Here is a 24,692-nt window from a genome sequence, read left to right as displayed (position 1 = left end):
GGTGAAAGGAGAACTGTTAGCGAAACTATTTGAGAATTTGAATAACTTATTAAATACGAGAGTACTAGAGAACAAAAAAATTGTTATTTTCGGGGCAAATGCACCTGGAACTATCATGATAAATTATTTTAATAAGATGGGAATCACAGTAGACTCGGTTATAGATAATAACGTACTTCTTCATGGGAAAAATTTCATGGATATTAAAATCGATTCTCCAGAGGATATTTTAAGAAAATTTAAGGACGATACAATTATTCTTATTAGCTCGAAATATTATGAAGAAATGAAATTACAGCTTGAAAGAATGGGGTATCTGGAGGATAAACATATTCTCCGAGTCTTGGATATGAACGAAAATATGAACTTTGATTTATCCCTAGATTCTGTAAACTATGCTGAAGAGAGAGTCCTTCAAGGTTTTGATATATATGAAAATTTACAAAAAAAATATGGTGATGCTCTAGTCATTATGTCTCCGGTTAGACCAAACGGTGATATTTATATTATTTGTTCGTATCTTAAAAGTTATATTGAAAAGGTTAATAAAGGATTTGAAACAAAATTTGTCTTAACTGTCATAGGAAAATCGTGTGAAAAAACTGCAAAACTATTCAATATTGAAAATATAGAAGTTCTTTCATGGGATGATAGCGATAAATTAGCTCAATTGGCTCACTTTTTACCTGAAAAAATAAAGGTAATCAATCCTTATTTCTCTCATTTAGAACTTTATCAGTATTTAGATGGTTATAAAGGGCTCAATTTTATAGATGATATTAAACTTGGTTTGTTGGGTCTCGATGAAGAAAGTAAATTTGTTAAACCAACAAATTTGAGAAAAGAAGAATATGTAAATGAACTGTTTAAAGAAAATGGATTAATAGAAGGAAAAACGGTTATACTAGCTCCATATGCAAATAGTATTCCTCAAATAAAATGGGAGTTCTGGGCGAATCTTGCAAAAAAATTAAAAAACGAAAATTATATAGTGTGTACTAATTGTGGTTCAAAAGAAGAAGGACCAATTGATGGGACTATTCCACTCTACTTTGATTTTAGAGAAGCCGTTGCTGTTACTGAAAAGGCAGGATATGTGATAGCTTATAGAAGTGGTTTTTGTGATATTATAGCTAATAGTACATGTAAAAAGATTATCGTTTATCCAGATCATTATTCAGGTTTATCTAGATTAGATGAACTTTTTGGAATGAAACATGAATTGTATGAGCAAGAAAATTTAATCGAAATTGTACATTGTTTTGATACAACAGATGAATTAGTTATTAGTGTTATGAATAACTTTGAAATACAGTAAAATTCATTTATTCTAGGAGAATAATATGGTGTAATTTGTACATTTAATTTTGAATTGGAAGATTAGTATTTCGAGGTTAAAGAATGGACTTATTTGAAGAAACCTTAAATTATAAAGTAATAACTATATATGGAACTGGTAGTGGTGCCTATCGTATTTTGAAAGAGTTAGGACCGCAGCAGGATAAAATAGATTTTTTTATCGATGATCATTCTCCCAATAAATTATTTTGCGGAAAAGAAGTGAAAGATTTTAGAGAAGTGAATTACAGTAATATTGATTTAATTATTATCGCATCTTCTTTTTATGAGGAAATTATAAGAAAATTATCTCTTCCGAATAATATTAAGATTATTACTCCGTTTATGAAGACGGTACATGTTGGTGCTAAAACTTATGGATTAAATTTTAATAATGGTAATTCAGAAAAAATAGTTAGGGAAGTTGGAAAGTATTGCTCGATCAATAGTTCTGCATCAATTGGTCTCTATCCGCACCCATTGGAATTTATATCCACTCATCCATTTCTATTTGAGAAAAGTAGAGGGATTTTGGAAGAAGATAATGAGAAAGTCATCTCTAAGCTGGAAGCTGATAGACTATTAATAGGAAACGATGTTTGGATTGGTGCGAATGCGTCTATCATGAATGGGATTACAATTGGAGACGGAGCAGTAGTTGCTGCTGGTGCTGTTGTTACAAAAGATGTACCTCCGTATGCCATAGTGGGTGGGGTACCAGCGAGAGTGATTCGATTCCGTTACACAGCTAACATTATAGAGGCATTACTCAAAATTAAACCGTGGGATTGGGATGATGAGAAAATAAAAGAAAATATTGAATTATTCTATACCCCAGAAGAATTTATAAAAGTTCATTCTCCACCGGAATAGGGTTTTGGGTATATATAATGATGATTCCTACTTAAATGGAGATGAGGAAAGTGATTAAAGGAAAAACTATTTTTATTACTGGCGCTACCCGAGGAATTGGTCGTGCTACCGCCCTGACATGTGCTAAACACGGTGCTAGTCTTATTATTCATGGACGGAATGAAGAAGCACTAAACGAACTGAAAAATTCAATTCAAAAAGAATATGATGTTCAAGTTCATACAATTGTCTACGACGTTCGTGATACGGAAGAAGTCAAAAAAGCCTTCATATGGATAAAGAAAAACATTGGACAACTTGATATATTAGTTAACAATGCAGGTGTTTTAGATGATGCATTACTAGGTATGATCAATGAAAAACAAGTCTCCAATACGTTCTCTATTAATATTGAGGCAGTTATTTATCATATGCAGTATGCTGCACGCATGATGATGAAAAGGAAGAGTGGTTCCATCATTAATGTTAGTTCAATTATTGGTCGGACTGGAAATACTGGACAAACAGTTTATGGAGCAAGTAAAGCAGCGGTAATAGGAGCTACTTATTCAGCAGCAAAAGAACTAGGACCTTATAACATTCGAGTTAATGCTGTTGCTCCAGGTTTTATTGATACAGATATGACAAAACAATTATCAGAAGACAAGTACGCTCAAAGGTTAAATGAAATTAAGATGATGCGTATTGGGAAACCAGAAGAAGTAGCTAACACTATTTTATTTTTGGCTTCAGATTTGTCTTCATATGTCACAGGACAAGTTATAGGTGTTGATGGAGGCATGGTATTATAATATCATGCTCTTCTTTAATGAGGTGATAGAGTGATAACATTCAAAAAAATAAATGAAACTGATTTGGAACAAGTTCTGGAGTGGCGGACGAGTGAACATGTAACAAAGTATATGTATACGGATATAAAGAGAGATTTGGACAACCAAAAACGTTGGTTTGAGGCTATTTCAGAAGATTCTACACAATATTATTGGATGATTGAATACAAAGGGAAATCTATTGGGCTTATATCCTTAAATAATATCGATATGCAGCATAAAAAGGCGACATTTGGATATTATATTGGGGATTTGAACTTTGCGATTATTGCGGGGCGAATCCAACCTTATCTATATAACCATGCTTTTTTTGGTTTAGGCTTGAATAAGCTCTATGCTGAAGTAATGGCTGGTAATGAAGGAATGATGAAAATGCATCTGCACTATGGATTTACCCATACGGCAACCTACAAGGAACATATATTCAAATATGATAAATTTCATGATGTAGAGTATTTTGAGCTTTTGGCTTCCACTTGGAATAATGAGTGTGAAAAATTCCATAAATATAAAGCAAATTTTGATATTTAATCAACGGAGATTAAAAGATTTAATGCTTTCTCCGATAATATAAGTATAGAAAAAGTTAGGTAGGGATTTAAAATGAATGAAGAAAAATTACGCTCCATATTCTCTGAAGTGTTAGGAATTGATAAGACACAAGTAACGGACGAATTAACTTATAATACTATTTCTGAATGGGATTCAGTTGGACACATGGCCTTGATTGCAGAGATTGATGATCAATTTAATACAATGCTTGATACGGATGATGTCTTGGAAATGAGTTCATTTGCAAAAGCCAAAGAAATCTTAGCTAAATACGATATACAATTTTGAAGAAGATGGAGGGTGTGGTAATGATACCATACCTTTTCCATTTGAAGGGGATACATAGATGAGTTTCTTTGAATTGAAAGAATCAGATCGCCTAGCAGTTATAACAAAAGAGAAAAATTTTTCGTACTCACAATTACTTTTAGAACTCAAAAAGTATCAATTCGATTCAATGAAGAAAGAACTAGTACTTATAATTTGTGAAAATAAAGTAGAAGTACTAGCTGCCTATTTAGCAGCATTAAGTTCTCGGCAAGCAGTAATATTAATGAATGCTGATACTAATCAGGAACTGCTTCAGACAATTGTAACAAGTTATCAACCGAAATGGATTGTCGGAAATGCTCAAACATTTTCAGGGTATGAAAAAGCTTCCTTCTATCAAGTACGTCAGATGAAGGTAGAAATAGATATACACCCAGAACTAGCACTCTTACTTAGTACTTCTGGTACAACTGGTAGCCAAAAGTTTGTGCGGCTCTCTTACGATAATATCCAGTCAAATGCAGAGTCGATTGTGGAATATCTTCAAATCGATGAAAATGAGCGTGCAGTTATGAATCTGCCCTTGTCTTATTCTTATGGTATGTCGATTGTTAACAGTCACTTGCAAGTAGGGGCTACATTACTTCTTTCAGATGATAGTGTCATTTCTAAAGATTTTTGGGAGTGTGTTGAGAAGCACGCAGCTACATCCATACCAGGGGTACCTTTTACTTATCAAATGCTCCATCGCATTGGTTTTTTGAAAATGGAATTACCGCATTTAAAAACGTTAACCCAGGCAGGTGGGCGTCTTAGCGAGAAGCTTGTAAAAATGTTTGCAGAGTATGCAATCGAAAAAGATAAGCGATTTTATGTCATGTACGGACAAACTGAGGCTTCTCCACGAATGTCATTTGTACCACCAGAACGAATTCAGGAGAAATCTGGCTCAATCGGTATAGCCATTCCAAATGGCGAACTTCTACTGGATTCAAATACAAATGAATTAATCTATAAGGGTCCTAATGTAATGATGGGGTATGCAGAATGTCTAGATGATTTAACAAAAGGTGATGAAATGAATGGGGTGCTTCATACTGGTGATACTGCAGAGACGGATGATGAAGGTTATTTTATCATTACAGGCCGGATGAAGCGATTTATTAAATTATTTGGTTTACGAATTAATATGGATGAAGTGGAAAAAAAGCTTGAATCTAATTTACAAACTACTATAGCCTGTACTGGAAATGACGATAAATTAGTTATAGTGATTGAAAATGAACTATTACTTGGAGATGTCAAAACGGAAATTGAACGGTTATATAAGCTTCACAAAACGTCTTATAAAGTGATGGTTTTAGAAAAAATTCCGCATCTAACTAATGGGAAAATAGATTATGTAACATTGAAGGAGAATTGTTTATGACGATTCCTTATCATTTAACAAAAGAAAACAAGGAGCCGATGCTTTTAGAAAAGATGAACGATTTAACCAAATGGCACTTTGAACAAAGTGAAGCATATCGTTTGATGATAAGTAAAAGTAAATTAGACATTGAAGCTCAGACTTTATACGATGTACCTTTTTTACCAGTCCAACTGTTTAAACTTATGGACCTAGTTTCTGTACCAAAAGAAGAAATCGTAAAAGTTCTTACTTCCAGTGGTACGACAGGACAGCAAGTTTCTAAGATATATTTAGATAAAGAAACCTCCATCGCTCAAACGAAAGCACTTGTAGAAGTAATGAAGCCGATCCTTGGATCGAAACGTATGCCCATGATTATTTTAGATACGAAGTCAGTGTTAAAGAATCGGAACTCATTCAGTGCCCGAGGAGCCGGGATTTTGGGGTTTTCAAATTTTGGTCGTAAGCATTTTTATGCATTAAATGATGATATGTCGCTAGATGTTGACGGTTTAAGAGCTTTTCTGGAAGAATACAAAGGGCAACGTATTTTGTTGTTTGGGTTCACCTTTATGATTTGGCAGTATATATACAAGGAATCGATGCAACGAGGATATAAAATTGACTTTGGAGAAAGTATTTTAATTCACGGTGGTGGGTGGAAAAAGTTGAAGGATGAAGCCGTTGATTCGGAGACCTTCAATCAACTATTAAAGAGTGAGCTTGGCATTCGTGAAGTGCATAATTATTATGGCATGGTAGAACAAGTAGGCTCAATCTTTGTAGAATGTACTAAAGGGCATTTACATACACCTAATTATGCTGATGTCATTATTCGCGATCCGATTACTTTTGAGGTTCTTTCCCACGGGAATCAAGGATTAGTACAGGTCTTAAGTGAATTGCCACATAGTTATCCAGGACATTCATTATTAACAGAAGACCTAGGCACTATTATAGGCGAGGATAACTGTGAATGCGGTTGGAAAGGCAAATACTTTAACATATTAGGTCGTATTCCAAAAGCAGAATTACGTGGATGTAGTGATACATTTCAAGGAGTTACAAGAACATGAAACTATATTGGCCAAACAATGTTGAATTTGATCATGCATTAAAAAATCTTACTAGGCAAAAAATCTTTGAGCCATTTGATCAGGAAGTTCTAAAGTTTATACAAGCGTTATCTAAGAAACTTATTCGTATTCGTAGTAACCCAGAAATTGTCTCATTAGGCTATTGGCTAAGAAAAGCAAATATTCAAGAAATGTATCAGGCTTGGGAAATAGAAAACTCTAGAAAGATTATCAAGGGGAGGGGAACTGTTTTTCACATTGCACCCTCGAATGTAGATACGATCTTTGTATATTCATGGATGTTGTCACTCCTCGCAGGTAATCGCAATATTATTCGTGTATCCGGGAAAGGTCAGTCGAACGGTTTACTAGACCAAATATTACAGGTGATAGCACTTCCCGAATTTGAAAGTGTCGCGAGTCGGACGATAATATGTACATATGGACATGAAGAAAAAATCACAGAAAAAATAAGCATGTCCTGTCATACACGTGTTATTTGGGGTGGAGATTCAACAATTTCAACTATTCGTCAATCTAGACTTGCTCCAATGGCGAATGAATTAACATTTCCAGATCGATTTTCATTAGCTGCTCTATCAGCAGAGGCAGTGGTCGATCTAGATGTTCAAGCATTAGATAAGCTTATCGAACAATTTTATAATGATGTCTTTTGGTTCGATCAGATGGCTTGTTCATCACCGAGACTTGTCATTTGGAGTGGAACGGGTATAGAAAGTGCTCAATCTCGTTTTTGGGCAGCTTTCGAGAAGAAGATACAAGAAAAGAAATATGAGCTCATGGCATCTACGCAGGTTCTGAAATATTCAACTGCTCTTTGGCTAGCAACGAGTAATGATGTAGAAGAAGTAAAGAACGCAACCTTTTTTTCACGAGTACAATTTAAAGATTTGCCTGATGATGCTCGAGAGCGACATTGTGGGGGAGGTTTGTTCTTTGAAATTGAAGTCGAAGAAATAAATCAGCTTGCAAAAATCATAATAGATAAAGATCAAACACTTTCTTACTTTGGGTATGATAGAAATGTATTGAAGACTTTGATTGATGATATCCCGACAAGAGGCTTGGACCGTATGGTGCCCATAGGTCAGGCGTTAAACTTTGACGGTGTCTGGGATGGGCAGAACTTTCTAAAGTCATTTACGAGAGAAGTGGTGGTTCTATGAAAACAATCGCAATAATCCAAGCGCGTATGGGGTCCACTCGTCTACCAGAAAAAATCTTAAAGCCTGTTGGCAATACGGACAATTTAACATATGTAACAGAACGGTGTAAGAGAATTCAAGGCGTCTCCGAAGTTATTGTGGCTACCTCGACATTATCACAAGATGATGCAGTTGAGCAGTGGTGTATAGAACATCAAATAGCTTATTATCGTGGATCAGAAGTAGACGTACTTGATCGCTTTGTTCAGTGTGCCAAACCATATTCTCCAGACTATATCCTTCGCGTAACAGCAGATTGTCCATTTGTAGATTATGAAATGGCATCTGAAGTCGTTGCATGTATGCAAGAAAAACAAGTAGACATTGTTGATTTAAGCGATGGACTTCCTCGAGGGTTAGCTGTCGAAATGGTTTCCTATCAAGCGTTAACATATATTCATGAGCATGGACATGAAACGCGTCATCGTGAACACGTGACATACTATGCCTATGAATTTAAAGAAGAATTTTCAAGAACAACATATCAAGTACCGTATAATCGACAATATCCTGATCTCCGCATCACTTTAGATACAGAAGAAGACTATGCACTCATCTCTAAGATTGGGCAACACTTTAACGATGTCCGTGTTTCAAGTGTGGATGTTATCAACTATTTAATTGAACATCCTGAAGTGGCGAAAATCAATGCCCATATTGAACAAAAGCCGGTGGTTTAATGGATATTTTGATTCGTGCAGATGCTTCCGTTGAAATAGGGAGTGGTCACGTGATGCGGTGTCTTACAATTGCAGAAGCCATGAAAAAAAAGGGCCATCAAGTGACTTTTTTTATGGAAGTATTACCTGGTGATTTAACTAGTGTTGTTGAAGGAAAAGGATACCCAGTTGTCCGCAATATGCAATCAACAGATATCTGTATTATTGATCATTATCAAATAGATGAAGAGTGGGAAAAGTATATCTGCCCCCATGTAAAAAAAATAGTGGTCATTGATGATTTAGCGAATCGGAGACATGAATGTGATGTTTTGATTGATCAAAATGTCGTCCCTAATTTTGAATCACGATATGATTTGTTAGTTCCAAACGATTGCAAGAAATTGTTAGGGCCAAACTATTTAATTATGCGTGATGAATTTATTGCTGTACGTGTCAAACAGCGCGAAAGAACGGGTGAAATTAAAAACCTTTTAGTCTTCATGGGTGGGACGGATCCGACAAACGAGACGATGAAAGTTTTAAAGGCTCTAAAAAAAACGAACCATTCATTTGAAGTCATCCATGTAGTTGTTGGAAATGGTAATGTTCATAAAGAGGAAATTCGCACTATTTGTGCTATACAACATTACGAATATCATTGCCAAATTGATTACATGGCAAAGCTAATGAATGAAGTCGATTTTTCCATTGGAGCAGGAGGCTCTACGACATGGGAAAGATGTTATGTCGGGCTACCATCTTCTAGTACAATCGTTGCGGATAATCAAATTACGGCAACTGAAACAGCAGCAAAGCTTGGTGCTGTTATCAATCTAGGCTGGCATGAAGATGTTTCTGTGGAATCATACATGAATTTATTACATAGTCTTCCAAAGCGAAAAGAAGAATTGCTATCAATTAGCCAAAAAGGTTTAAGTTTAACAGAAAGCCAAGGAGAACCAAATGCTTGGATTAGCTATATATTGGAGTTGAGATCATGATTAAAATTGGAAATCGTGCCATCGGTCGAAATGAGAAACCATTCATCATTGCAGAAATGTCGGGTAATCACAATCAATCACTTGAAAGAGCGCTACATTTAGTAGAATTAGCTGCGGATGCTGGAGTAGATGCGTTGAAATTACAAACCTATACACCAGATACGATTACTCTCGATGTTCATACTGGTGAGTTTTTCATTTCATCAGATACAAATCTGTGGAAGGGACAGTCGCTCTATAATTTATACAAAGAAGCATATACACCTTGGGAGTGGCACAAAGAAATTTTTGATAAGTGCAAGGAGCTTGGCTTACTTGCCTTTAGTTCACCATTTGATGAAACAGCAGTCGATTTTTTAGAAACGTTAAATGTACCAGCCTATAAGATTGCTTCCTTTGAAAATGTTGATATACCTTTAATTAAGAAAGTGGCCAGAACAGGTAAGCCCATTATTATCTCAACAGGTATGGCTACAGCTGCAGAGCTTGATGAAGCAGTGCGAGCGGTAAGAGAAGAAGGAAATGAACAAATTGTTCTATTAAAATGTACAAGCACTTACCCATCGACACCAGAAAATTCCAATTTGGCAACAATCCCGCATATGCGTGAGTTATTTGGAACTGAGATAGGATTATCTGACCACACGATGGGAGTGGGGGTGTCTGTTGCGGCAGTAACACTTGGTGCTACGGTAATTGAAAAGCATTTCACTACTTCGCGAGCAGAAGGAGGCGTCGATTCGGCCTTTTCTTTAGAACCACAGGAATTGAAGATGTTAGTTGAAGAAACAGAACGTGCTTGGCAAAGTATTGGGCATATTCAATATGGACCAACAGATGTAGAAAAGCCATCTTTAGAACATCGCCGTTCCTTATATATTGGAGAAGACATGAAAGCAGGGGAAGTTTTTACCGAGAAAAATCTCCGAAACGTCCGTCCTGGCTTAGGGCTAGAACCCAAGTATTATGATTTGATCCTAGGGAAAAAAATTAACAAGGACGCTTTAAAAGGTACGCCACTAAGTTGGGAGTTATTATTGTGAGTAATGAATTAAATCAGATGGATGAGTTATTCGATCGTCTGTTCCCAATCTTACGTAGTATTACAGGCGAAGGTGTCCGTCAAACGATTCGTATTTTACAAGAATACATTCCTGTTAAAATGGAAGCTGTTCCGACTGGTACACAAGTGTTTGATTGGGAGATCCCGAGAGAATGGATCATTCGAGAGGCTTGGATAAAAGATTCTAAAGGTAATGAGATTATCAATATTTCTAATAGTAATTTACATGTAGTTAATTATAGTGAAGCGATAGATGCTAAGATTCCATTAGAAGAGTTAAAACAACATGTCTATACGGTTCCACATCTTCCGAATGCGATACCATATGTAATTTCTTATTACAAAGAGCGTTGGGGATTTTGTATGTCTCAAGCTCAGCTAGATAGTTTGGAAGAGGATGAATATCACGTCTATATTGATAGTGAAAAAATAGATGGTGAATTAAATTTTGCCCAGGTCGTTCTACCTGGTAAATCGAAGAAGGAAGTATTGATCTCTTCATATATTTGCCATCCATCGATGGCTAATAACGAATTGAGCGGTCCAATTGTTGCAACTTTTCTCTACAATCGGCTAAAAAAATGGGAAAATCGTGAATTTACATATCGTTTTGTCTTTCATCCAGAAACAATTGGTTCAATTGCGTACTTAGCTCAATATGGTCAATACTTAAAAGACAATATTCATTCTGGTATAGTGCTGACTTGTTTAGGTGGAGTAGATCAACCGCTAAGCTATAAAATGTCTCGTAATCAACAAGCACCATTGAATCACCTTATCGAACATTTAGTAAATAGGGAAAAGCGAAACATGACTGTACGTCCTTTTACTCCGCTATATGGTTCAGATGAGAGACAATATTGTTCACCAGGCTTTAATTTGCCAGTAGGTCAGTTCTCGAGAATGATTTATGGTCAATATCCAGGCTATCACAATTCCCTGGATACAAAAGACTCAATGACCATTGAAGCATTGCTAAAAAGTGTAGATGAAATAGAAGAGATCTTAAAATTGCAGGAGTTGAACGGATATTATCGTAATTTAAAACCATTTGGTGAACCTAAATTGAGTAAATATGATTTATATCCTGATTTGAATGCTCCAGGTGTATGGGGAAAATCGAATAATACAATAATCGATAATCGCCAACATTTAAATCAAGTATTAATGCTATTGAATTATTCGGATGGTGAGCAAACTCTAGTGGATATAGCTTCAAACCTTCAATACCCATTAGTGGATTTTGAGGCATCTATTGTAAAATTGAAAGAAGTCGGTTTGTTAGAAGGACCATTTTTTGATAAAAGGAGCTTGTCACAATGAAAGTTGTTTTGTTAACAGGATCACATCCTCGCCATTTCTATGTAGTAAATCAATTGGCAAAATTGGGAATAGTAGCAGGGCATGTGATTGAGCAAAGAGAATCTTTTGTACCAGAACCGCCGCAAGGATTAGAACCAATTGATCATTGGAATTTTATCCGTCACTTTCAAGATCGTGATGAAGCTGAACACCGTTTTTTTGCTGGGAACGAAAAAGTCGTTGAGGGAATATCGAGTCTAAATGTAACGATAGAAACTTTAAACAGTCAAGAGACAATCAATTTTATAAAAGAAATTTCTCCAGATATCGTGATTAGCTATGGAGTGCATAAGTTAGATGCAAACTTGCTGCAGGCATTACCAGAGCATTCATGGAACATACACGGTGGTCTTTCACCATGGTATAAAGGAAATATTACACTTTTTTGGCCGTTCTATATGCTTCGGCCGAATTGGGCTGGTATGACCATACATAAATTATCAGTAAGACTCGATGGGGGAGATATCATCCACCACTCAGTTCCCGAATTATCTTATGGCGATGGAGTACATGATGTAGCGTGTAAAGGAGTTCAGCAGGTTGCACATGATTTAATAAAGATTTTAACTGAGCTCAAATTAGAACAAATTCGTTATACCCCACAAAAAGGGAATGGAAAATTATATGTGGGTACTGATTGGACACCACAGCATTTAAGACTCATTTACCAAACATATAATAATGATATAGTCGATCACTTTCTTGATGGCAAGCTGAGCAAAATCGAACCTAAATTAGTAAATGCTTTTCAAAAGGAATAACAAGATATGAAGAGACGAGAGCAATTTTTATCTTATGGTAGTCAATGGATTGATGAAGAAGACATAGAGGCCGTGATTGAGATTTTGAAGTCTCCTTTTTTAACACAAGGGCCGAAAATTGAGCAATTTGAGTCGGCTGTGGCTGACTATGTTGGAGCCAAATTTGCGGTTGCTTTTACTAACGGAACAGCAGCATTACATGGTGCGTGTCATGTAGCGGGAATTGGTCAGGAAGATGAAGTAATTACGACCCCAATTACTTTTGCAGCTACTTCAAATGCAGTTCTTTATTGCAAGGGGACTCCTGTGTTTGCAGATATTGATCCCCGAACATATAATATCGACCCGCATGAAATTAGAAAAAAAATCACAGCTAATACGAAAGCTATTATGCCTGTTGATTTTTCAGGTCAGCCAGCAGATCTAGATGAGATTATGTCCATTGCTGAAGAATATAATTTGATTGTTATAGAGGATGGCGCCCATTCTTTAGGAGCTTATTATAAAGGTGAAAAAGTGGGTGCACAAGCTCACATGACGATGTTCAGCTTCCATCCAGTTAAGCCGATTACAACTGCAGAAGGGGGCATCATTACAACCAACTCAAGAGACTTTTACGAGAAGTTAAAGCAATTTAGGAGCCATGGCATTGAAAAAACCCCTTATTCAATCGCACAAGGGGATTGGTATTATGAGATGACTGACCTTGGCTATAATTATCGCATGACCGATATGCAGGCGGCATTAGGATTATCACAATTAATGAAACTAGATGATTTTTTACACAAACGGCGTAAGATTGTCCAAAAATATAATGAAGCTTTGTTTGAAATCCCTGGTTTAATACTTCCAATGCAACTTGCAGAAACAGAATCAGGCTGGCATTTGTATATGATTCAGCTTGATCATAAGATTATCCGCAAACCTCGAAAGCAAATATTTGAGGAAATGCGTGCCTTAAATATTGGTGTTCATGTCCACTACATACCAGTATATTGGCATCCATATTATCAAAAAATGGGTTACAAGAAAGGTGCCTGTCCAATTGCGGAAAATTTCTATCAACAAGCATTGACTCTTCCTATGTTTCCTAAGATGACAGACAGAGATGTACAGGATGTAATAGAAGCTTTAAAGAATGTAATAAGCTAGTAAAAAATACATCTCCAGATTAGGAGATGTATTTTTTTGTTGGAAATTATTTTTAGGTAAAGGTATTCAAAATTTTGCAGATTAGCCGATAAATATAGTAAGATCTTTTGTTTGAAAGGATGCGAAGTTATGAAAATTTCTTCATCATCCCACGGTCATGTTGTGTTCTCAGATACGAAGGCTGAGCAACACAATAAATCTGTTCAAAGCTCAAGGACTGTTACTGAACTTTCCAGCATATTGATTCAACAAAGAAAACAGTCGGATATAACAGAAGAAGAGAGAACATCTTTTGATACAAAACAACTAAAACATGTCGTGGATTCTTTAAATGAATTTATAGAAGTTCAACATCGGAATTCCAAGTTTGTTTTACATGAAAATTTAGATCAGTACTATGTACAAGTTGTAGATGCAAACACAGACAAGATAATTAGGGAAATCCCTCCCAAAAAACTTTTAGATGCATTTTATTCAATGCAAGAATTTCTCGGAATGGTAGTCGATGAAAAAATATAGAGAGTGGTGAGTAAATGGCTAATATGAGAATTGGTGGTTTGGCCAGTGGTATGGATATTGATACCATTGTTGGAGATTTAATGAAAGCGGAAAGAATTCCTCTAGATAAATTGGTTCAAAACAAACAAACTTTTGAGTGGCAAAGGGATTCTTATCGAGATATTAATAAAAAACTAGCGGATTTTGATAAATATTTGGTTGATAATTTTGTAATCTCAAGTAATTTTAATAAAAAAATAGTCACTTCTTCTAATAGTGCAGTTGCCACTGCTACAGCAAAAAGTAATGCTTTAGATGGGACGATGACACTCCACAGTGTTTCTAACATAGCTAAATCTGCGGCAGGTGCATCAGATACGGCATTGGGGCAGGATATTACTTCTTCTAGCACTCTAGCGGAGCTTGGTATGACAACTAATGCAGAGGGGAAGGTAGAATTATCACTGGATGTTTATGATGAAACATCAGATACCAAATATAAGACACATACCTTTACATTTGATTCTTCTGAAAAGCTTAGTGATGTGATCAAGAAAATTAATAGTTCCTCAGCAGGGGTTACGATGTTTTTTGATGAACAATCAAAAAAGGTTTCGATTGCAACAACGAAAACGGGCGGGAGTCCTGATGATTTTGAAATCAAGGAAAATGATACTGACTTTTTTGCAAAGTTAGGATTTTCTAGTAAGAACCTCGCAGATGGGGGAGAGAACGCCATATTTAATATGAATGGTCTAGAAATGGAACGTTCAGGTAATACATTTGAAATCAATGGATTGACTTTTACGTTAAAGGCCGAGTCTACAACTCCTGTAACCTTTACTTCTACAACAGATGTAGATAGTATGGTAACAAAAGTTGAGGAATTCGTTAATAAATATAATGATCTCATCAGTTCTCTTAATGACACCATAAAGGAAAAACGTTATCGTGATTACCCTCCGTTAACAGAAGAACAAAAAAAGGACATGTCTGAAAAGGAAATTGAATTATGGGAAGAGAAGGCGAAAAGCGGCCTTTTGCGAAGTGATTCAATAATTTCAAATGGTCTCTCAGAAATGCGTCGAGGTTTATATAGTAGAGTGGATGGTATTGGAGAGGATGTCATTGATACATTATCAGAATTTGGTATTACAACCTCTAATGTTATTTCTGAGAATGGAAAACTTGTAATTGACACGGATAAATTACGTACTGCTCTAGAAAGCGATCCTGAAAAGGTAGTCCAGACTTTAACACAATCTGGAAATATAACGAAGGATGCCAATGGTCAAGTTACATCCGATACACGTGGAATTGTCCAAAGACTTCGAAACACTATGACAGATATGACAAAAAATATTGAAACAAAAGCAGGAAAAGCAACACATACAAATAATCAATTCTCACTCGGTCGACAATTAGATGATGTAGAAAATAGAATTACAGATTTTCAACGTCGTTTAGAAGATATTGAAGCTCGATACTGGCGTCAGTTTACAGCCATGGAGCAAGCGATTCAAAAAGCAAATCAACAATCTGCATTTATAATGGAACAATTTGGAGGATAAATGCACTATATTGAATGAGGAGATGTTTAAACATTGGTAACTCAACAGGTTCAAAATGCTTATAAGCAGAACAGCGTAAACACAGCCTCACCGGGTGAATTAACATTAATGCTATATAATGGTTGTTTGAAATTTTTACAAAAAGGCAAGCAAGCAATGAAAGATAAAAATATTGAAGAAAAAAATAAAAACTTGCAAAAGGCACAGAAAATTATTCAAGAGCTGATGATTACGTTGAATCAAGACTATGGTATTGCTAAAGAGATGATGCAAATGTATGAATACATGAATCGTAGGCTAATTGATGCAAACGTACAAAATAGCGTTGAAATTCTTGAAGAAGTAGAAGGCTATGTCAACGAGTTTCGTGATACTTGGAAAGAAGTTATTCGATTAAATCGTCAGAAGCTGTATCAAGGAAATCAAGTGTGATGGAATTAGTTCAAAAGCTTATTTCATGTTCAAGAGAGTTAGTGGCTGTTCTTGAAAATCAAAAACTTGAACGTGATGAGAAAATTAAGAAAACTGAGGAGACACTCATTCAAAGAGAAGAGATTATTAGTGAATTAAAGCAGCGAGGAAGTTTCATTACAAGTACTCCTTCTGAGGACTCGAAAATAATAGAAATGGAACAAAGGCTTGAGAAGGGTTTAAATGCTCTTTTCGCTACTATTAAGAGTGATCTGAAGGAAGTTAAACAAAGAAAACGCTCCCGTCAGCCTTATACAAATCCATATTCAAATCTTGCCACATATGATGGTAGTTATTATGATAAGCGAAAGTAAAAAAGGAAGCCTTTCTATTAGAAAGGCTTCCTTCTTCGGTTTATTATACGTTTAAGATTTTTAGTACATCATGGGCGTTTTGATTGACATGCTTGATCAGCATTTCGTCACCCTTCTGTCTAATATTAGCAACTGAGAAGTTTAAATATTCTTTGGCCATATCAGCATCCGTCAACATCGAAAATGATTTCGTTAAGTTGTTTGCATATACTTCTGCATTATCTAGATGGTGTTCAATAGATTTTTGATGTGCCCCAATTGTTGTTAGATGATCCGCAATCTTTGTTATTGCATCATCAATTTTGCTAATTAAGGTATTCGCATCTTCTTGAGTTTTTAAGCTTGCACTATCTAGTCCAAGTTCAGTAGTACTTGTTCGGACTAAGTCAATTTTAATATGTTGACCTGGATTTGCTCCTACCATGATTAAAAGGGGAATTCTTTCACCTAAAATGGCTTTTGTATTAAACTCCATCTTGTTAGCTGTATCATTAATACCTTGTAATAGTTCATCCAATTCAACTTGTGCTTTTTCTCTGTCTTCATTGTTTAATGTATCGTTGGCTGAAAGGACGCTTAACTCTTTTGCTCGTTGAAGTAAACTATTAACGTGGTTTAAGCCTGAATCAGCAACTTCAAGGGCTGAGTAACCATCTTGCATGTTCCGTTGAGCTTGTTCAATTCCACGAATTTGTGCACGCATCTTTTCGGATACAGCTACACCGCTTGCATTAGCATTTGCTTTTCCAATGCTTAATCCTGTCGAAAGATGATCCAAAGATTTTTGGATCTTTGTTTCGTTTTTTTGGTAGCGATTAACTGAAAATGATACCATGGATTGATTATTAATCTTCAAACTTTTTCACCTCACATTCTAGTGATGTCTTTTTCATATAGTATATCGGTTAAATTTCCCTGTTTTATAGTCATAAAGATTTAAAAAAGTAATCGAGATTGCCGATATTAATATAGAAGGTTAAAAGGGTGTGGGAAAAATGAATCATCACAAGGTTCACGATCGATATAAAATAATTAGTTTGATAACAGCATCTTCAGAAGATATCGTGAAGCTTTTGCTACGTGAAACGATAAATAGCTTAGAAACAGCGATCCGGTCTATAGACGATGATAATATTCAAAAGCGAAATGAATCTTTGACAAAGGCACAGCAATTGATTCTTGAAATGATGGTATATGTTGCAAGAGACACAGAATCTGGACAAAACCTTATTATATTGCTAGATTATATTAACCATTCTTTAATTTTGGCTAATCTAAAAAAAGATAAAGTGCTTATCCTTGAAGGAAAAAGCCATCTTAATGTGTTACTTGAAAACTGGGAGAACTAATAAAAAACACCTAAAAAAGGTGTTTATATTTTAATATCCAGAAATTGTGAAAGTGGTGAAGGCTGTTGAATCTCTCTAATGGTTTTTTCGGGATTCTGAAGAGCTTCTCTAATTTTACTTTCAATTGCTTGCTCTGCTCTCTCTTTATTCGATATGACAAACTGTGAAACTGGGCCTTGTCCTTGTCCTACTCCGCCAACAGCAACCATCTTCAATCCTCCTTTAATATTTGATTTTGATCACAATAGTGTGAAGGTAGACTAAAACGATAGGCTACATGATCTTCGTCATCACGTTAGCCACAATGTTAATTAGATTATATATTTATAATAGAAGTTTCATTTTGAAAAATAAAGTGAAATTTCCGATATTTAGTAAATTTTTTGTTGGCTTAAGACTTAAACGGTATAGATCGTACAAACTCAAATAAGATTAATCTTTAGTAGAGTTGTCCGATATAAAGAATGTGGAGGTGTTTATATGGATATTGCAGCATTATCAATGGCCATGAGTCAAGGACAGATGCAGCAGCAAGCTTCTCTATCCGTAATGAAAAAAACAATGGATCAAGCAGAAGGTCAGGGGGATTTTGTTGCAAAAATGATGAGTAGTGCGGATGTTCAAGCACTTCAACATGCTGCCGAACCACATTTAGGTGGAAATATTGATTTAAAAGGGTAGTAAAAGGCTGACCAAAATTATTTTGGTCAGTTTTCCATTTTTAAGAGCAAAACAGAGGTTGAAGTTTTTAAACAATCCCCCCCTTTACTTTCCACATTCAAAATTCTTCATTCTTGTCGATAAATTAAGTAAGAATATTAGAACGGAGTGCGTCTAATGCAAATTCAACTTCCGGGCAGTGTTATGTCCAATAATATTTCGTCCAATGTAAACTTCATTATAGGAGATCAATTACAGGTTAATATTAGAAGTAGATTGGATAATCAAAAAGCAATTGTCTCAGTTAAAGGTCATGATTCAATGGTGAAGTTTGAAGGGACTGTACCGAAAGAAGGTGTGGTCACGATCGAGATAACAGGCAAGTCTGCTGATGGGGTTATTACAGCAAAAGTTACTGAACGAAATTCTATCGATGATTTAGGTAAAAAGATGGGCGTCGAAGGATCTGTAGAAGAAGCTATTCGTGCTTTCGCTGCTAAAGGGATGCCTGTGTCAAAAGAAAATATTGCTTTAGTTAGAGAATACTTAACGAATGGTCAAGGAAACTTCGAACAAAGACAGAAAACCTTACAGACCATGCTTCATAAACAAATACCGTTATCTGCAGCAACGATTAAATCAGTACATGAAGCTTTACATGGTAATACATTCTCGTCGTTATTGGAAGAAATCATTTCTACTTTGAAAGCCTCTTCTAATTTGGGAGGAGATAAAAATTTCAAAGTAGAGCTTGCAGAGGTTAATCATATTGCAAAAGAATTATCGAATGAAAATGAGTTGGACGATTCAACAAAAAATATGATCATAAGAGCTTTTACTGAGGCTTCTAAGTATGGAATGGAAGTTGACTTTGCCTCGTTAACTGAGAATATAAAGCAAATGATCCCTCAAGATAGTGAAAATGTAGATCAAAATCAAGATGGGATTTTGATTAAGAATAGATTTGCAACTAATACACCAAATCAGGCAATGAGTGATTTAGCTAAAGTAGAAAATAATTATATAAATGAATCCTTGTTAGTGCAAAAACCAGAATCAATCAATGTAATCGTTACGGAAATCACAAAGAATTTGTCTCAAATGACTCTCGATTTTAAAGCATTAAAACAAGATGTAACTAGAAATTTAGAGAATACTTTGAGAATACTGGAAAATAGAACCCCAATCAATCAAACAAATGTTAAACAAGTTTTAGAGTCAACGATTCATAAACTTGATAAAGCAATATTAAAAGGTGATTTTCTCCTTTACACAGATATGGTAACAGAAAAAAAATTGCTAGTAGCAAGTTCGCAATTAGCTGATGCTAAAAAGCTTTTAGCAAAAGGTGATGTGACAGAGGCTAGTAAAGCTGTAAGAGAAGTAAAAGGTATGGTTGAAAAGCTTTTATTTAAGCCATCAGAAGTAAAAATGAAACATTTTATTTCGAATAAATATTCTACAGAGGAGCATTTGCTAAGACAATTAGGGAATACAGTGGAGAAAGTTGTTAAGCCTTTTCCAAATGGAGAACCTTCTCCAAGACTAATGTATGAAGCTATTAATAAAATAGGTTTATCAAATGAACGGGAAGTCGGTTACTCTCTAATATCAAAGACGGGTACTCCAGCGAATGAACAACAAGCTGAGAATTTGAAATCCATTTTACTAAAAATGATGAAAGATGAGACTACCAAAGCAAATCAAAAACAATCAATTGAACAGGTAGTGAACAGTATTTCAGGACAACAATTATTAAGTAAGCAAACTTCCACAGGAGAACAAAGTTTGTTTTTCCAATTACCATATATGATGGATAAGCAAGTTGAAGACATTAAAATATATGTAAACTCTAGAAACGAGGAAGATAAGCTGGATTGGGAAAACTGTACAATTTATTTTGTTTTACACACTAAAAAGCTAGGTGACGTTGGTGTCTTAATGTCTGCATCTGAGAAAAATGTTTCCCTTACTTTTAAAAGTAATAAAGATAATCTCAGTGAAAAGATAGCGGAGTTTACAGAGATCACACAAGAACGTTTTGGACAAATTGGCTACAATTTAAACCATATGAAGGTCAAACCGCTAGAACAACAGAACGGCTCCACGGTACAGGAAAAAGCTTTAGTAAAAAACCAACTCGAAAATGAAAGTAAAGGGTATGATATAACAATATGATGAAATCAAAAAACTTCCTTCCAAAAAATGGCGAAAAAATAAGTAGTTCATCTAAGGCATTAATTCGATATAATCAAGGTACAAGGGCTAGCGAGGGAATCAAGGTTTCTAGTAAGGTTGCCAAAAAAATAGTGAATCTAGCCAAGGAAAATAAGATTGAGCTACAAGAAGATGAAGTTTTAATGAATATGTTGTTAAGTGTAGATATGGGAGAGTCGGTTCCACCGCAGATTTATGCAATGATTGCACAAACCTTATTATTATTGGATGAACTTGAGCGTAGTTATTAGCTAATGCTCTCTCCTGATACTGTCTTAGTTTTATAAAAGGATTAATTGTGACGAAAGCTTCCTGTTACAATAATCTATACTTCACTTGCAATTGAGGAATTTGGAAAAGAGAAAATAATGTTTGCAAAAACTGTATTATATATTTATGAATTAGGTGATAGGGAATGGAAGTCAGTCGTATAAAAAGTACATTATCCGGACAGGTAAAATCTCAAGAGCCATTTTCGAAGGAATCTATTCAATTTCAATCTGTGATGAACCGTGAACGAAGTGTGATTACTTATGATCGCTTGACAAAAAAGGTAAATGAGATCGAGAAGCAGGGGAAGATGCTTACTGAAAACCAAACTGTCGATAATTTGCGTAAGTATAAGAAAATGGTTCGTGATTTTTTAAAAGAGGTTGTAGATAATGGTTTAGAATTATCAGAGAATTTCAGCTTTAATCATCGTGGTTCAACAAGGACTCACAGAATTGTAAAAGAAGTAGATAAAAAACTAATTGACTTAACAAATGAGGTTTTAGAAAAAGAAAAAGTGGGACTTAATATTGCCGATCTTGTTGGGGAAATTAAAGGAATTCTGATTAATATTTACACTTAGGTACAATTTGATGATGGTTTAATCAAGTAAGATGTTATAGAATATCCATTGAGCGTCCATTCACCAATTCGACAAACTTTTTAAACCTTTTTTACCGTTTTAGCAGGAGTTTGTTGGGTTAAAATAGAAATGTACTATATAGTCTTTTTTAAAGAGGCTATAGTGTTAAGTCTTTTGTTTCTGGTGCCGTGATGGTGACCAGTAGACAAGGATTGATAGGTGAAGGATAATCGAAAAGGAGGAGTTCACTTATGAATTTTAACGTACGTGGAGAAAACATTGAGGTAACTCCAGCAATTAGAGAGTATGTTGAAAAGAAAATTGCTAAACTCGAAAGGTATTTTACTGAAACTCCTGATGCGAATGTTAATGTTAACTTAAAGACCTACAATGACAAGAGATCCAAGGTAGAAGTGACCATTCCAATGCCAAATCTTGTATTACGGGCAGAGGAAATTCATGATGATATGTATGCAGCGATTGATTTAATTACAGATAAATTAGAGCGACAAATTCGTAAACATAAAACAAAAGTAAACCGTAAGTTCCGTGAAAAAGGCGGCGTCAATAATTTCTTCGCAAACTTTGAAGAGCCTGGCGCTGTTGCGACGGAAGAAGAGCAAGAAGATCTTGAAGTCGTTCGTCAAAAAAGCTTTGACCTAAAGCCAATGGATAGCGAAGAAGCGATTCTTCAAATGAATATGTTAGGTCATAACTTCTACGTTTTCACCAATGCGGAAACAAACCTCACTAATGTGGTGTACAAACGTAAGGACGGCCGTTATGGTTTAATTGAAGCACAATAATCGAAGATAGTTGACCGCATTCCCAAGTACAGTACGGGGAATGCGGTTTTTTGTTCCTATCTAGCAATATATAAATTCCCTCGACTTAATGTTCGTATACGAGGAATATCGGGATGAAAAAATAACAGGAAGAATTCCGCTTAATGAGCTAGCATCATGAAAAATAGCCGACATAACAGGAAAATTTCCTGCTATTCTCTCAAAAAATGCCAAAATAAACGATTTTGTTCTCCATAAGCGGAAAATCTTCCGTTATTTCACCTAAAAGGGACTCCCGTTGAGGAGATAACAGGAAAAACTCCGCTTAAGGGTGATAGATGTTTGGAGCGAACAAGACAAACCAGAGCTTCCTACATTTTGTAGGAATTTTTTTCTCTAGATTGTCTTCCCATTAGAAACTACGAAATCCGCAATGAACTTGGATTTACCCGCAATTATCACCAATGTACCCGCAATCTTTTCCAAAAAGCCCGCAATTATGGCCCAAACCCCCGCAATAACTCTGAAAACCCCCGCAATCCACCATTTCCCATAACTGTATTTCCAAAAAAATCCTCTAATTGTACTTCTCCCCCTAGTCTATTACAATATAAATATGCGGATTTTTCGTATTTTTCTTAATAATAAGGAAGGTCTTGGTGCTCATTTAGGCAATCGTACGCATTTCGAAACAATTTGCGTCATAGTCTGAGAACAGGGCCTACGATAAAGGGGGAGCTATACATATGAAGTTTGATTTTTTAAATTATCCATACCAGTCGCAACGAACGTCCGTGATCGCGAATCGAGGAATGGTCGCCACTTCACAACCATTAGCGGCACAAGCGGGCCTTGATATTTTGAAAAAAGGTGGCAATGCCATTGATGCAGCCATCGCTACAGCGGCGACGTTAACTGTAGTTGAGCCAACTTCTAATGGAATCGGAAGTGATGCATTTGCCCTTGTTTGGACGAAGGGGGAGCTTCACGGTTTAAATGGAAGTGGTCCATCTCCAAAATCGATTAGCATTGAAGCGGTGAAAGAGAGAGGCCATGAAAAAATGCCGACTCATGGTTTAATTCCGGTCACTGTTCCTGGCGCACCTTCAGCTTGGGCTGAATTATCGAAACGCTTTGGGAAACTTTCACTCAAAGAGGTGTTAGCTCCAGCCATTGATTATGCGGAAAATGGCTATCCGTTAACGCCAATTCTCGGTAAATATTGGGCTGTTGCATATCGAAATTATAAGCAAAAACTAACAGAAGAAGAATTTCAACATTGGTTTGAGACCTTTGCTCCAGATGGAAGAGCACCACAAGTTGGTGAGATTTGGAAGTCTCCGGGTCATGCATCCACTCTTCGCTCCATCGCTGAAACGGACGGGGAAAGTTTCTATCGTGGAGAGCTAGCCGAGAAAATCGATCAATTTTCCAAAAAATATCATGGTTTTCTTTCTAAAGAAGACCTCGCTGACTATAAGGCTGAGTGGGTGCAACCAATCAAGGTCAACTATCGTGGCTATGATGTGTGGGAGATTCCGCCAAATGGGCAAGGGTTAGTAGCGCTTTTAGCTTTAAATATTGCTAGAGGGTTTGATTTCGCAGGAAAAGATACGCTTGAGACGTACCATAAGCAAATCGAAGCGATGAAGCTCGCTTATACAGATGGAAAAGCATTTATCACCGATCCACGAGATATGCCTGTGAGAGTAGAAGAACTATTATCTGATGAATATGGTCAATCACGACGTGCGCAAATTGGCGATCAAGCCATTGATCCAACGCCATATGCTCCACCTCGAGGCGGAACAGTGTATTTAGCAACTGCAGATGGAGAAGGCAATATGGTTTCCTTCATTCAAAGTAATTATATGGGCTTTGGTTCTGGCCTTGTTGTACCGGGAACAGGGATTTCCCTGCAGAATCGTGGACATGATTTTTCCCTTAATCCAGAGCACCCGAACGCATTGAAGCCTGGGAAGAAGACGTATCACACGATTATTCCAGGTTTCTTGACGAAGGACGATCAAGCTGTCGGTCCATTCGGTGTGATGGGTGGTTATATGCAACCACAGGGCCATATGCAAGTGATCATGAATACGATTGATTTTGACTTGAATCCACAGGCTGCGTTAGATGCACCGCGTTGGCAGTGGGTAGGGGATAAAAAGGTTCAAGTGGAGCCTGGTTTTCCAAATCATTTAGCGCAGGGCTTGGTGCGAAAAGGTCACCAAATTGAAACGACAGTTGACACAGGCGGCTTTGGCCGCGGACAAATCATTTGGCGCAATCCGGAAACAGGTGTGTTGATGGGTGGTACGGAATCAAGGACAGACGGATCGATTGCGGCGTGGTAAACTGGTATGGGAAGGTTTGTGGTCGCAAGTAGATCACAAG

General features: G+C 36.2%; 27 protein-coding genes. 25 read left to right on the top strand and 2 right to left on the bottom strand.

Going from position 1 to position 24,692, the window contains the following annotated elements; all coding sequences use genetic code 11:
- The first annotated feature begins 1 nt into the window (after position 1).
- From BMSHG_RS25895 to BMSHG_RS07430, 18 genes are all read left to right on the top strand, one after another.
- Entirely contained in the window at positions 2-1,318 is a 1,317-nt protein-coding gene (locus BMSHG_RS25895; protein ID WP_019153825.1) for a Rossmann-fold NAD(P)-binding domain-containing protein, read from the top strand.
- A gap of 83 nt (positions 1,319-1,401) precedes the next feature.
- Positions 1,402-2,211 (top strand): CatB-related O-acetyltransferase, encoded by an 810-nt coding sequence (locus tag BMSHG_RS29255; protein WP_019153824.1) that lies wholly within the window; start codon positions 1,402-1,404, stop codon positions 2,209-2,211.
- A 50-nt stretch (positions 2,212-2,261) separates the two neighbouring features.
- The gene (locus BMSHG_RS07505) at positions 2,262-3,002 is read left to right on the top strand and encodes an SDR family NAD(P)-dependent oxidoreductase (RefSeq protein ID WP_019153823.1); all 741 of its coding nucleotides are present in this window, start codon (positions 2,262-2,264) and stop codon (positions 3,000-3,002) included.
- Positions 3,003-3,032: 30 nt separating this feature from the next.
- Positions 3,033-3,572, top strand: coding sequence for a UDP-4-amino-4,6-dideoxy-N-acetyl-beta-L-altrosamine N-acetyltransferase (gene pseH / locus BMSHG_RS07500; RefSeq protein WP_019153822.1), 540 nt, complete (start codon positions 3,033-3,035; stop codon positions 3,570-3,572).
- Positions 3,573-3,644: 72 nt separating this feature from the next.
- The gene (locus BMSHG_RS07495; protein ID WP_019153821.1) at positions 3,645-3,881 is read left to right on the top strand and encodes an acyl carrier protein; all 237 of its coding nucleotides are present in this window, start codon (positions 3,645-3,647) and stop codon (positions 3,879-3,881) included.
- Positions 3,882-3,939: 58 nt separating this feature from the next.
- Positions 3,940-5,292: an AMP-binding protein gene (locus tag BMSHG_RS07490; protein WP_019153820.1), complete on the top strand. Its 1,353-nt coding sequence runs from the start codon at positions 3,940-3,942 to the stop codon at positions 5,290-5,292.
- Positions 5,289-6,350 (top strand): LuxE/PaaK family acyltransferase, encoded by a 1,062-nt coding sequence (locus BMSHG_RS07485; protein WP_019153819.1) that lies wholly within the window; start codon positions 5,289-5,291, stop codon positions 6,348-6,350. The genes BMSHG_RS07490 and BMSHG_RS07485 overlap by 4 nt, the downstream gene beginning before the upstream one ends.
- Positions 6,347-7,537 (top strand): acyl-CoA reductase, encoded by a 1,191-nt coding sequence (locus BMSHG_RS07480; RefSeq protein WP_019153818.1) that lies wholly within the window; start codon positions 6,347-6,349, stop codon positions 7,535-7,537. The genes BMSHG_RS07485 and BMSHG_RS07480 overlap by 4 nt, the downstream gene beginning before the upstream one ends.
- The gene (locus BMSHG_RS07475) at positions 7,534-8,256 is read left to right on the top strand and encodes a cytidylyltransferase domain-containing protein (RefSeq protein ID WP_019153817.1); all 723 of its coding nucleotides are present in this window, start codon (positions 7,534-7,536) and stop codon (positions 8,254-8,256) included. Before BMSHG_RS07480 ends, BMSHG_RS07475 begins: the two co-directional genes overlap by 4 nt.
- Complete coding sequence (gene pseG, locus BMSHG_RS07470; protein ID WP_019153816.1) at positions 8,256-9,239, top strand: UDP-2,4-diacetamido-2,4,6-trideoxy-beta-L-altropyranose hydrolase; 984 nt, start codon at positions 8,256-8,258, stop codon at positions 9,237-9,239. Before BMSHG_RS07475 ends, pseG begins: the two co-directional genes overlap by 1 nt.
- Entirely contained in the window at positions 9,236-10,282 is a 1,047-nt protein-coding gene (gene pseI / locus BMSHG_RS07465; RefSeq protein ID WP_019153815.1) for a pseudaminic acid synthase, read from the top strand. Before pseG ends, pseI begins: the two co-directional genes overlap by 4 nt.
- Entirely contained in the window at positions 10,279-11,625 is a 1,347-nt protein-coding gene (locus BMSHG_RS07460; RefSeq protein WP_019153814.1) for a DUF4910 domain-containing protein, read from the top strand. The genes pseI and BMSHG_RS07460 overlap by 4 nt, the downstream gene beginning before the upstream one ends.
- Positions 11,622-12,425, top strand: a complete 804-nt coding sequence (locus BMSHG_RS07455) for a formyltransferase family protein (RefSeq protein WP_019153813.1) — start codon at positions 11,622-11,624, stop codon at positions 12,423-12,425. Before BMSHG_RS07460 ends, BMSHG_RS07455 begins: the two co-directional genes overlap by 4 nt.
- 6 nt (positions 12,426-12,431) lie before the next feature.
- The gene (gene pseC, locus BMSHG_RS07450; protein ID WP_019153812.1) at positions 12,432-13,577 is read left to right on the top strand and encodes a UDP-4-amino-4,6-dideoxy-N-acetyl-beta-L-altrosamine transaminase; all 1,146 of its coding nucleotides are present in this window, start codon (positions 12,432-12,434) and stop codon (positions 13,575-13,577) included.
- A 129-nt stretch (positions 13,578-13,706) separates the two neighbouring features.
- Positions 13,707-14,096 carry a flagellar protein FlaG gene (locus tag BMSHG_RS07445; RefSeq protein ID WP_019153811.1) on the top strand — a complete coding sequence of 130 codons (390 nt, stop codon included), beginning with the start codon at positions 13,707-13,709 and terminating at the stop codon, positions 14,094-14,096.
- Positions 14,097-14,110: 14 nt separating this feature from the next.
- Positions 14,111-15,646: a flagellar hook-associated protein 2 gene (locus BMSHG_RS07440; protein WP_019153810.1), complete on the top strand. Its 1,536-nt coding sequence runs from the start codon at positions 14,111-14,113 to the stop codon at positions 15,644-15,646.
- A gap of 33 nt (positions 15,647-15,679) precedes the next feature.
- The gene (gene fliS, locus BMSHG_RS07435; RefSeq protein ID WP_019153809.1) at positions 15,680-16,078 is read left to right on the top strand and encodes a flagellar export chaperone FliS; all 399 of its coding nucleotides are present in this window, start codon (positions 15,680-15,682) and stop codon (positions 16,076-16,078) included.
- On the top strand, positions 16,078-16,431 hold the full coding sequence (locus BMSHG_RS07430) for a hypothetical protein (RefSeq protein ID WP_019153808.1): 354 nt from the start codon (positions 16,078-16,080) through the stop codon (positions 16,429-16,431). Before fliS ends, BMSHG_RS07430 begins: the two co-directional genes overlap by 1 nt.
- A 43-nt stretch (positions 16,432-16,474) precedes the next feature.
- Here the strand turns inward: BMSHG_RS07430 and BMSHG_RS07425 are convergent, their stop codons facing one another.
- On the bottom strand, positions 16,475-17,287 hold the full coding sequence (locus tag BMSHG_RS07425) for a flagellin (RefSeq protein ID WP_019153807.1): 813 nt from the start codon (positions 17,285-17,287) through the stop codon (positions 16,475-16,477).
- Positions 17,288-17,426: 139 nt separating this feature from the next.
- Between BMSHG_RS07425 and BMSHG_RS07420 the strand changes: the two genes are divergently transcribed.
- The gene (locus BMSHG_RS07420; RefSeq protein ID WP_148346888.1) at positions 17,427-17,780 is read left to right on the top strand and encodes a flagellar export chaperone FliS; all 354 of its coding nucleotides are present in this window, start codon (positions 17,427-17,429) and stop codon (positions 17,778-17,780) included.
- Between the two features lie 23 nt (positions 17,781-17,803).
- On the opposite strand, the gene BMSHG_RS07415 is transcribed toward BMSHG_RS07420, so the two are convergent.
- Entirely contained in the window at positions 17,804-17,989 is a 186-nt protein-coding gene (locus tag BMSHG_RS07415) for a hypothetical protein (RefSeq protein ID WP_019153805.1), read from the bottom strand.
- Between the two features lie 271 nt (positions 17,990-18,260).
- On the opposite strand from BMSHG_RS07415, the gene BMSHG_RS07410 reads away from it, so the two are divergent.
- The 6 genes from BMSHG_RS07410 to BMSHG_RS07385 all read left to right on the top strand — a co-directional run bounded on the left by BMSHG_RS07410 (position 18,261) and on the right by BMSHG_RS07385 (position 24,652).
- Positions 18,261-18,461 (top strand): YjfB family protein, encoded by a 201-nt coding sequence (locus BMSHG_RS07410; RefSeq protein WP_019153804.1) that lies wholly within the window; start codon positions 18,261-18,263, stop codon positions 18,459-18,461.
- A 183-nt stretch (positions 18,462-18,644) separates the two neighbouring features.
- Positions 18,645-20,618, top strand: a complete 1,974-nt coding sequence (locus tag BMSHG_RS07405) for a hypothetical protein (protein WP_148346886.1) — start codon at positions 18,645-18,647, stop codon at positions 20,616-20,618.
- A complete protein-coding gene (locus BMSHG_RS07400; protein WP_019153802.1) occupies positions 20,615-20,908 on the top strand; it encodes an EscU/YscU/HrcU family type III secretion system export apparatus switch protein in 294 nt (97 codons plus the stop codon). The genes BMSHG_RS07405 and BMSHG_RS07400 overlap by 4 nt, the downstream gene beginning before the upstream one ends.
- Before the next feature lie 164 nt (positions 20,909-21,072).
- A complete protein-coding gene (locus BMSHG_RS07395) occupies positions 21,073-21,510 on the top strand; it encodes a YaaR family protein (protein WP_019153801.1) in 438 nt (145 codons plus the stop codon).
- Positions 21,511-21,761: 251 nt separating this feature from the next.
- Positions 21,762-22,316, top strand: coding sequence for a ribosome hibernation-promoting factor, HPF/YfiA family (gene hpf, locus BMSHG_RS07390; protein WP_019153800.1), 555 nt, complete (start codon positions 21,762-21,764; stop codon positions 22,314-22,316).
- A 725-nt stretch (positions 22,317-23,041) separates the two neighbouring features.
- Positions 23,042-24,652, top strand: coding sequence for a gamma-glutamyltransferase family protein (locus BMSHG_RS07385; RefSeq protein ID WP_019153799.1), 1,611 nt, complete (start codon positions 23,042-23,044; stop codon positions 24,650-24,652).
- The last annotated feature ends 40 nt before the right edge of the window (positions 24,653-24,692 follow it).

The organism is Robertmurraya massiliosenegalensis JC6 (genome assembly GCF_000311725.1).
GTDB lineage: Bacteria > Bacillota > Bacilli > Bacillales > Cytobacillaceae > Robertmurraya > Robertmurraya massiliosenegalensis.
The sequence above is the reverse complement of the archived record's forward strand: the minus strand, read 5'-3'. Positions and strand labels throughout refer to the sequence as shown.

What these genes read in the sequence shown, in the direction of transcription:
- BMSHG_RS07400 (WP_019153802.1), top strand. Translation starts at nt 20,615, where the DNA reads ATGATGAAATCAAAAAACTTCCTTCCAAAAAATGGCGAAAAAATAAGT.
- pseC (WP_019153812.1), top strand. Translation starts at nt 12,432, where the DNA reads ATGAAGAGACGAGAGCAATTTTTATCTTATGGTAGTCAATGGATTGAT.
- BMSHG_RS29255 (WP_019153824.1), top strand. Translation starts at nt 1,402, where the DNA reads ATGGACTTATTTGAAGAAACCTTAAATTATAAAGTAATAACTATATAT.
- BMSHG_RS07430 (WP_019153808.1), top strand. Translation starts at nt 16,078, where the DNA reads ATGGAATTAGTTCAAAAGCTTATTTCATGTTCAAGAGAGTTAGTGGCT.
- BMSHG_RS07415 (WP_019153805.1), bottom strand. Translation starts at nt 17,989, where the DNA reads ATGGTTGCTGTTGGCGGAGTAGGACAAGGACAAGGCCCAGTTTCACAG.
- pseI (WP_019153815.1), top strand. Translation starts at nt 9,236, where the DNA reads ATGATTAAAATTGGAAATCGTGCCATCGGTCGAAATGAGAAACCATTC.
- BMSHG_RS07410 (WP_019153804.1), top strand. Translation starts at nt 18,261, where the DNA reads ATGGATATTGCAGCATTATCAATGGCCATGAGTCAAGGACAGATGCAG.
- BMSHG_RS07385 (WP_019153799.1), top strand. Translation starts at nt 23,042, where the DNA reads ATGAAGTTTGATTTTTTAAATTATCCATACCAGTCGCAACGAACGTCC.
- BMSHG_RS07420 (WP_148346888.1), top strand. Translation starts at nt 17,427, where the DNA reads ATGAATCATCACAAGGTTCACGATCGATATAAAATAATTAGTTTGATA.
- BMSHG_RS07485 (WP_019153819.1), top strand. Translation starts at nt 5,289, where the DNA reads ATGACGATTCCTTATCATTTAACAAAAGAAAACAAGGAGCCGATGCTT.
- pseG (WP_019153816.1), top strand. Translation starts at nt 8,256, where the DNA reads ATGGATATTTTGATTCGTGCAGATGCTTCCGTTGAAATAGGGAGTGGT.
- BMSHG_RS07480 (WP_019153818.1), top strand. Translation starts at nt 6,347, where the DNA reads ATGAAACTATATTGGCCAAACAATGTTGAATTTGATCATGCATTAAAA.
- BMSHG_RS07490 (WP_019153820.1), top strand. Translation starts at nt 3,940, where the DNA reads ATGAGTTTCTTTGAATTGAAAGAATCAGATCGCCTAGCAGTTATAACA.
- hpf (WP_019153800.1), top strand. Translation starts at nt 21,762, where the DNA reads ATGAATTTTAACGTACGTGGAGAAAACATTGAGGTAACTCCAGCAATT.
- BMSHG_RS07395 (WP_019153801.1), top strand. Translation starts at nt 21,073, where the DNA reads ATGGAAGTCAGTCGTATAAAAAGTACATTATCCGGACAGGTAAAATCT.
- BMSHG_RS07495 (WP_019153821.1), top strand. Translation starts at nt 3,645, where the DNA reads ATGAATGAAGAAAAATTACGCTCCATATTCTCTGAAGTGTTAGGAATT.
- BMSHG_RS07405 (WP_148346886.1), top strand. Translation starts at nt 18,645, where the DNA reads ATGTCCAATAATATTTCGTCCAATGTAAACTTCATTATAGGAGATCAA.
- BMSHG_RS07475 (WP_019153817.1), top strand. Translation starts at nt 7,534, where the DNA reads ATGAAAACAATCGCAATAATCCAAGCGCGTATGGGGTCCACTCGTCTA.
- BMSHG_RS07445 (WP_019153811.1), top strand. Translation starts at nt 13,707, where the DNA reads ATGAAAATTTCTTCATCATCCCACGGTCATGTTGTGTTCTCAGATACG.
- BMSHG_RS07440 (WP_019153810.1), top strand. Translation starts at nt 14,111, where the DNA reads ATGGCTAATATGAGAATTGGTGGTTTGGCCAGTGGTATGGATATTGAT.
- BMSHG_RS07455 (WP_019153813.1), top strand. Translation starts at nt 11,622, where the DNA reads ATGAAAGTTGTTTTGTTAACAGGATCACATCCTCGCCATTTCTATGTA.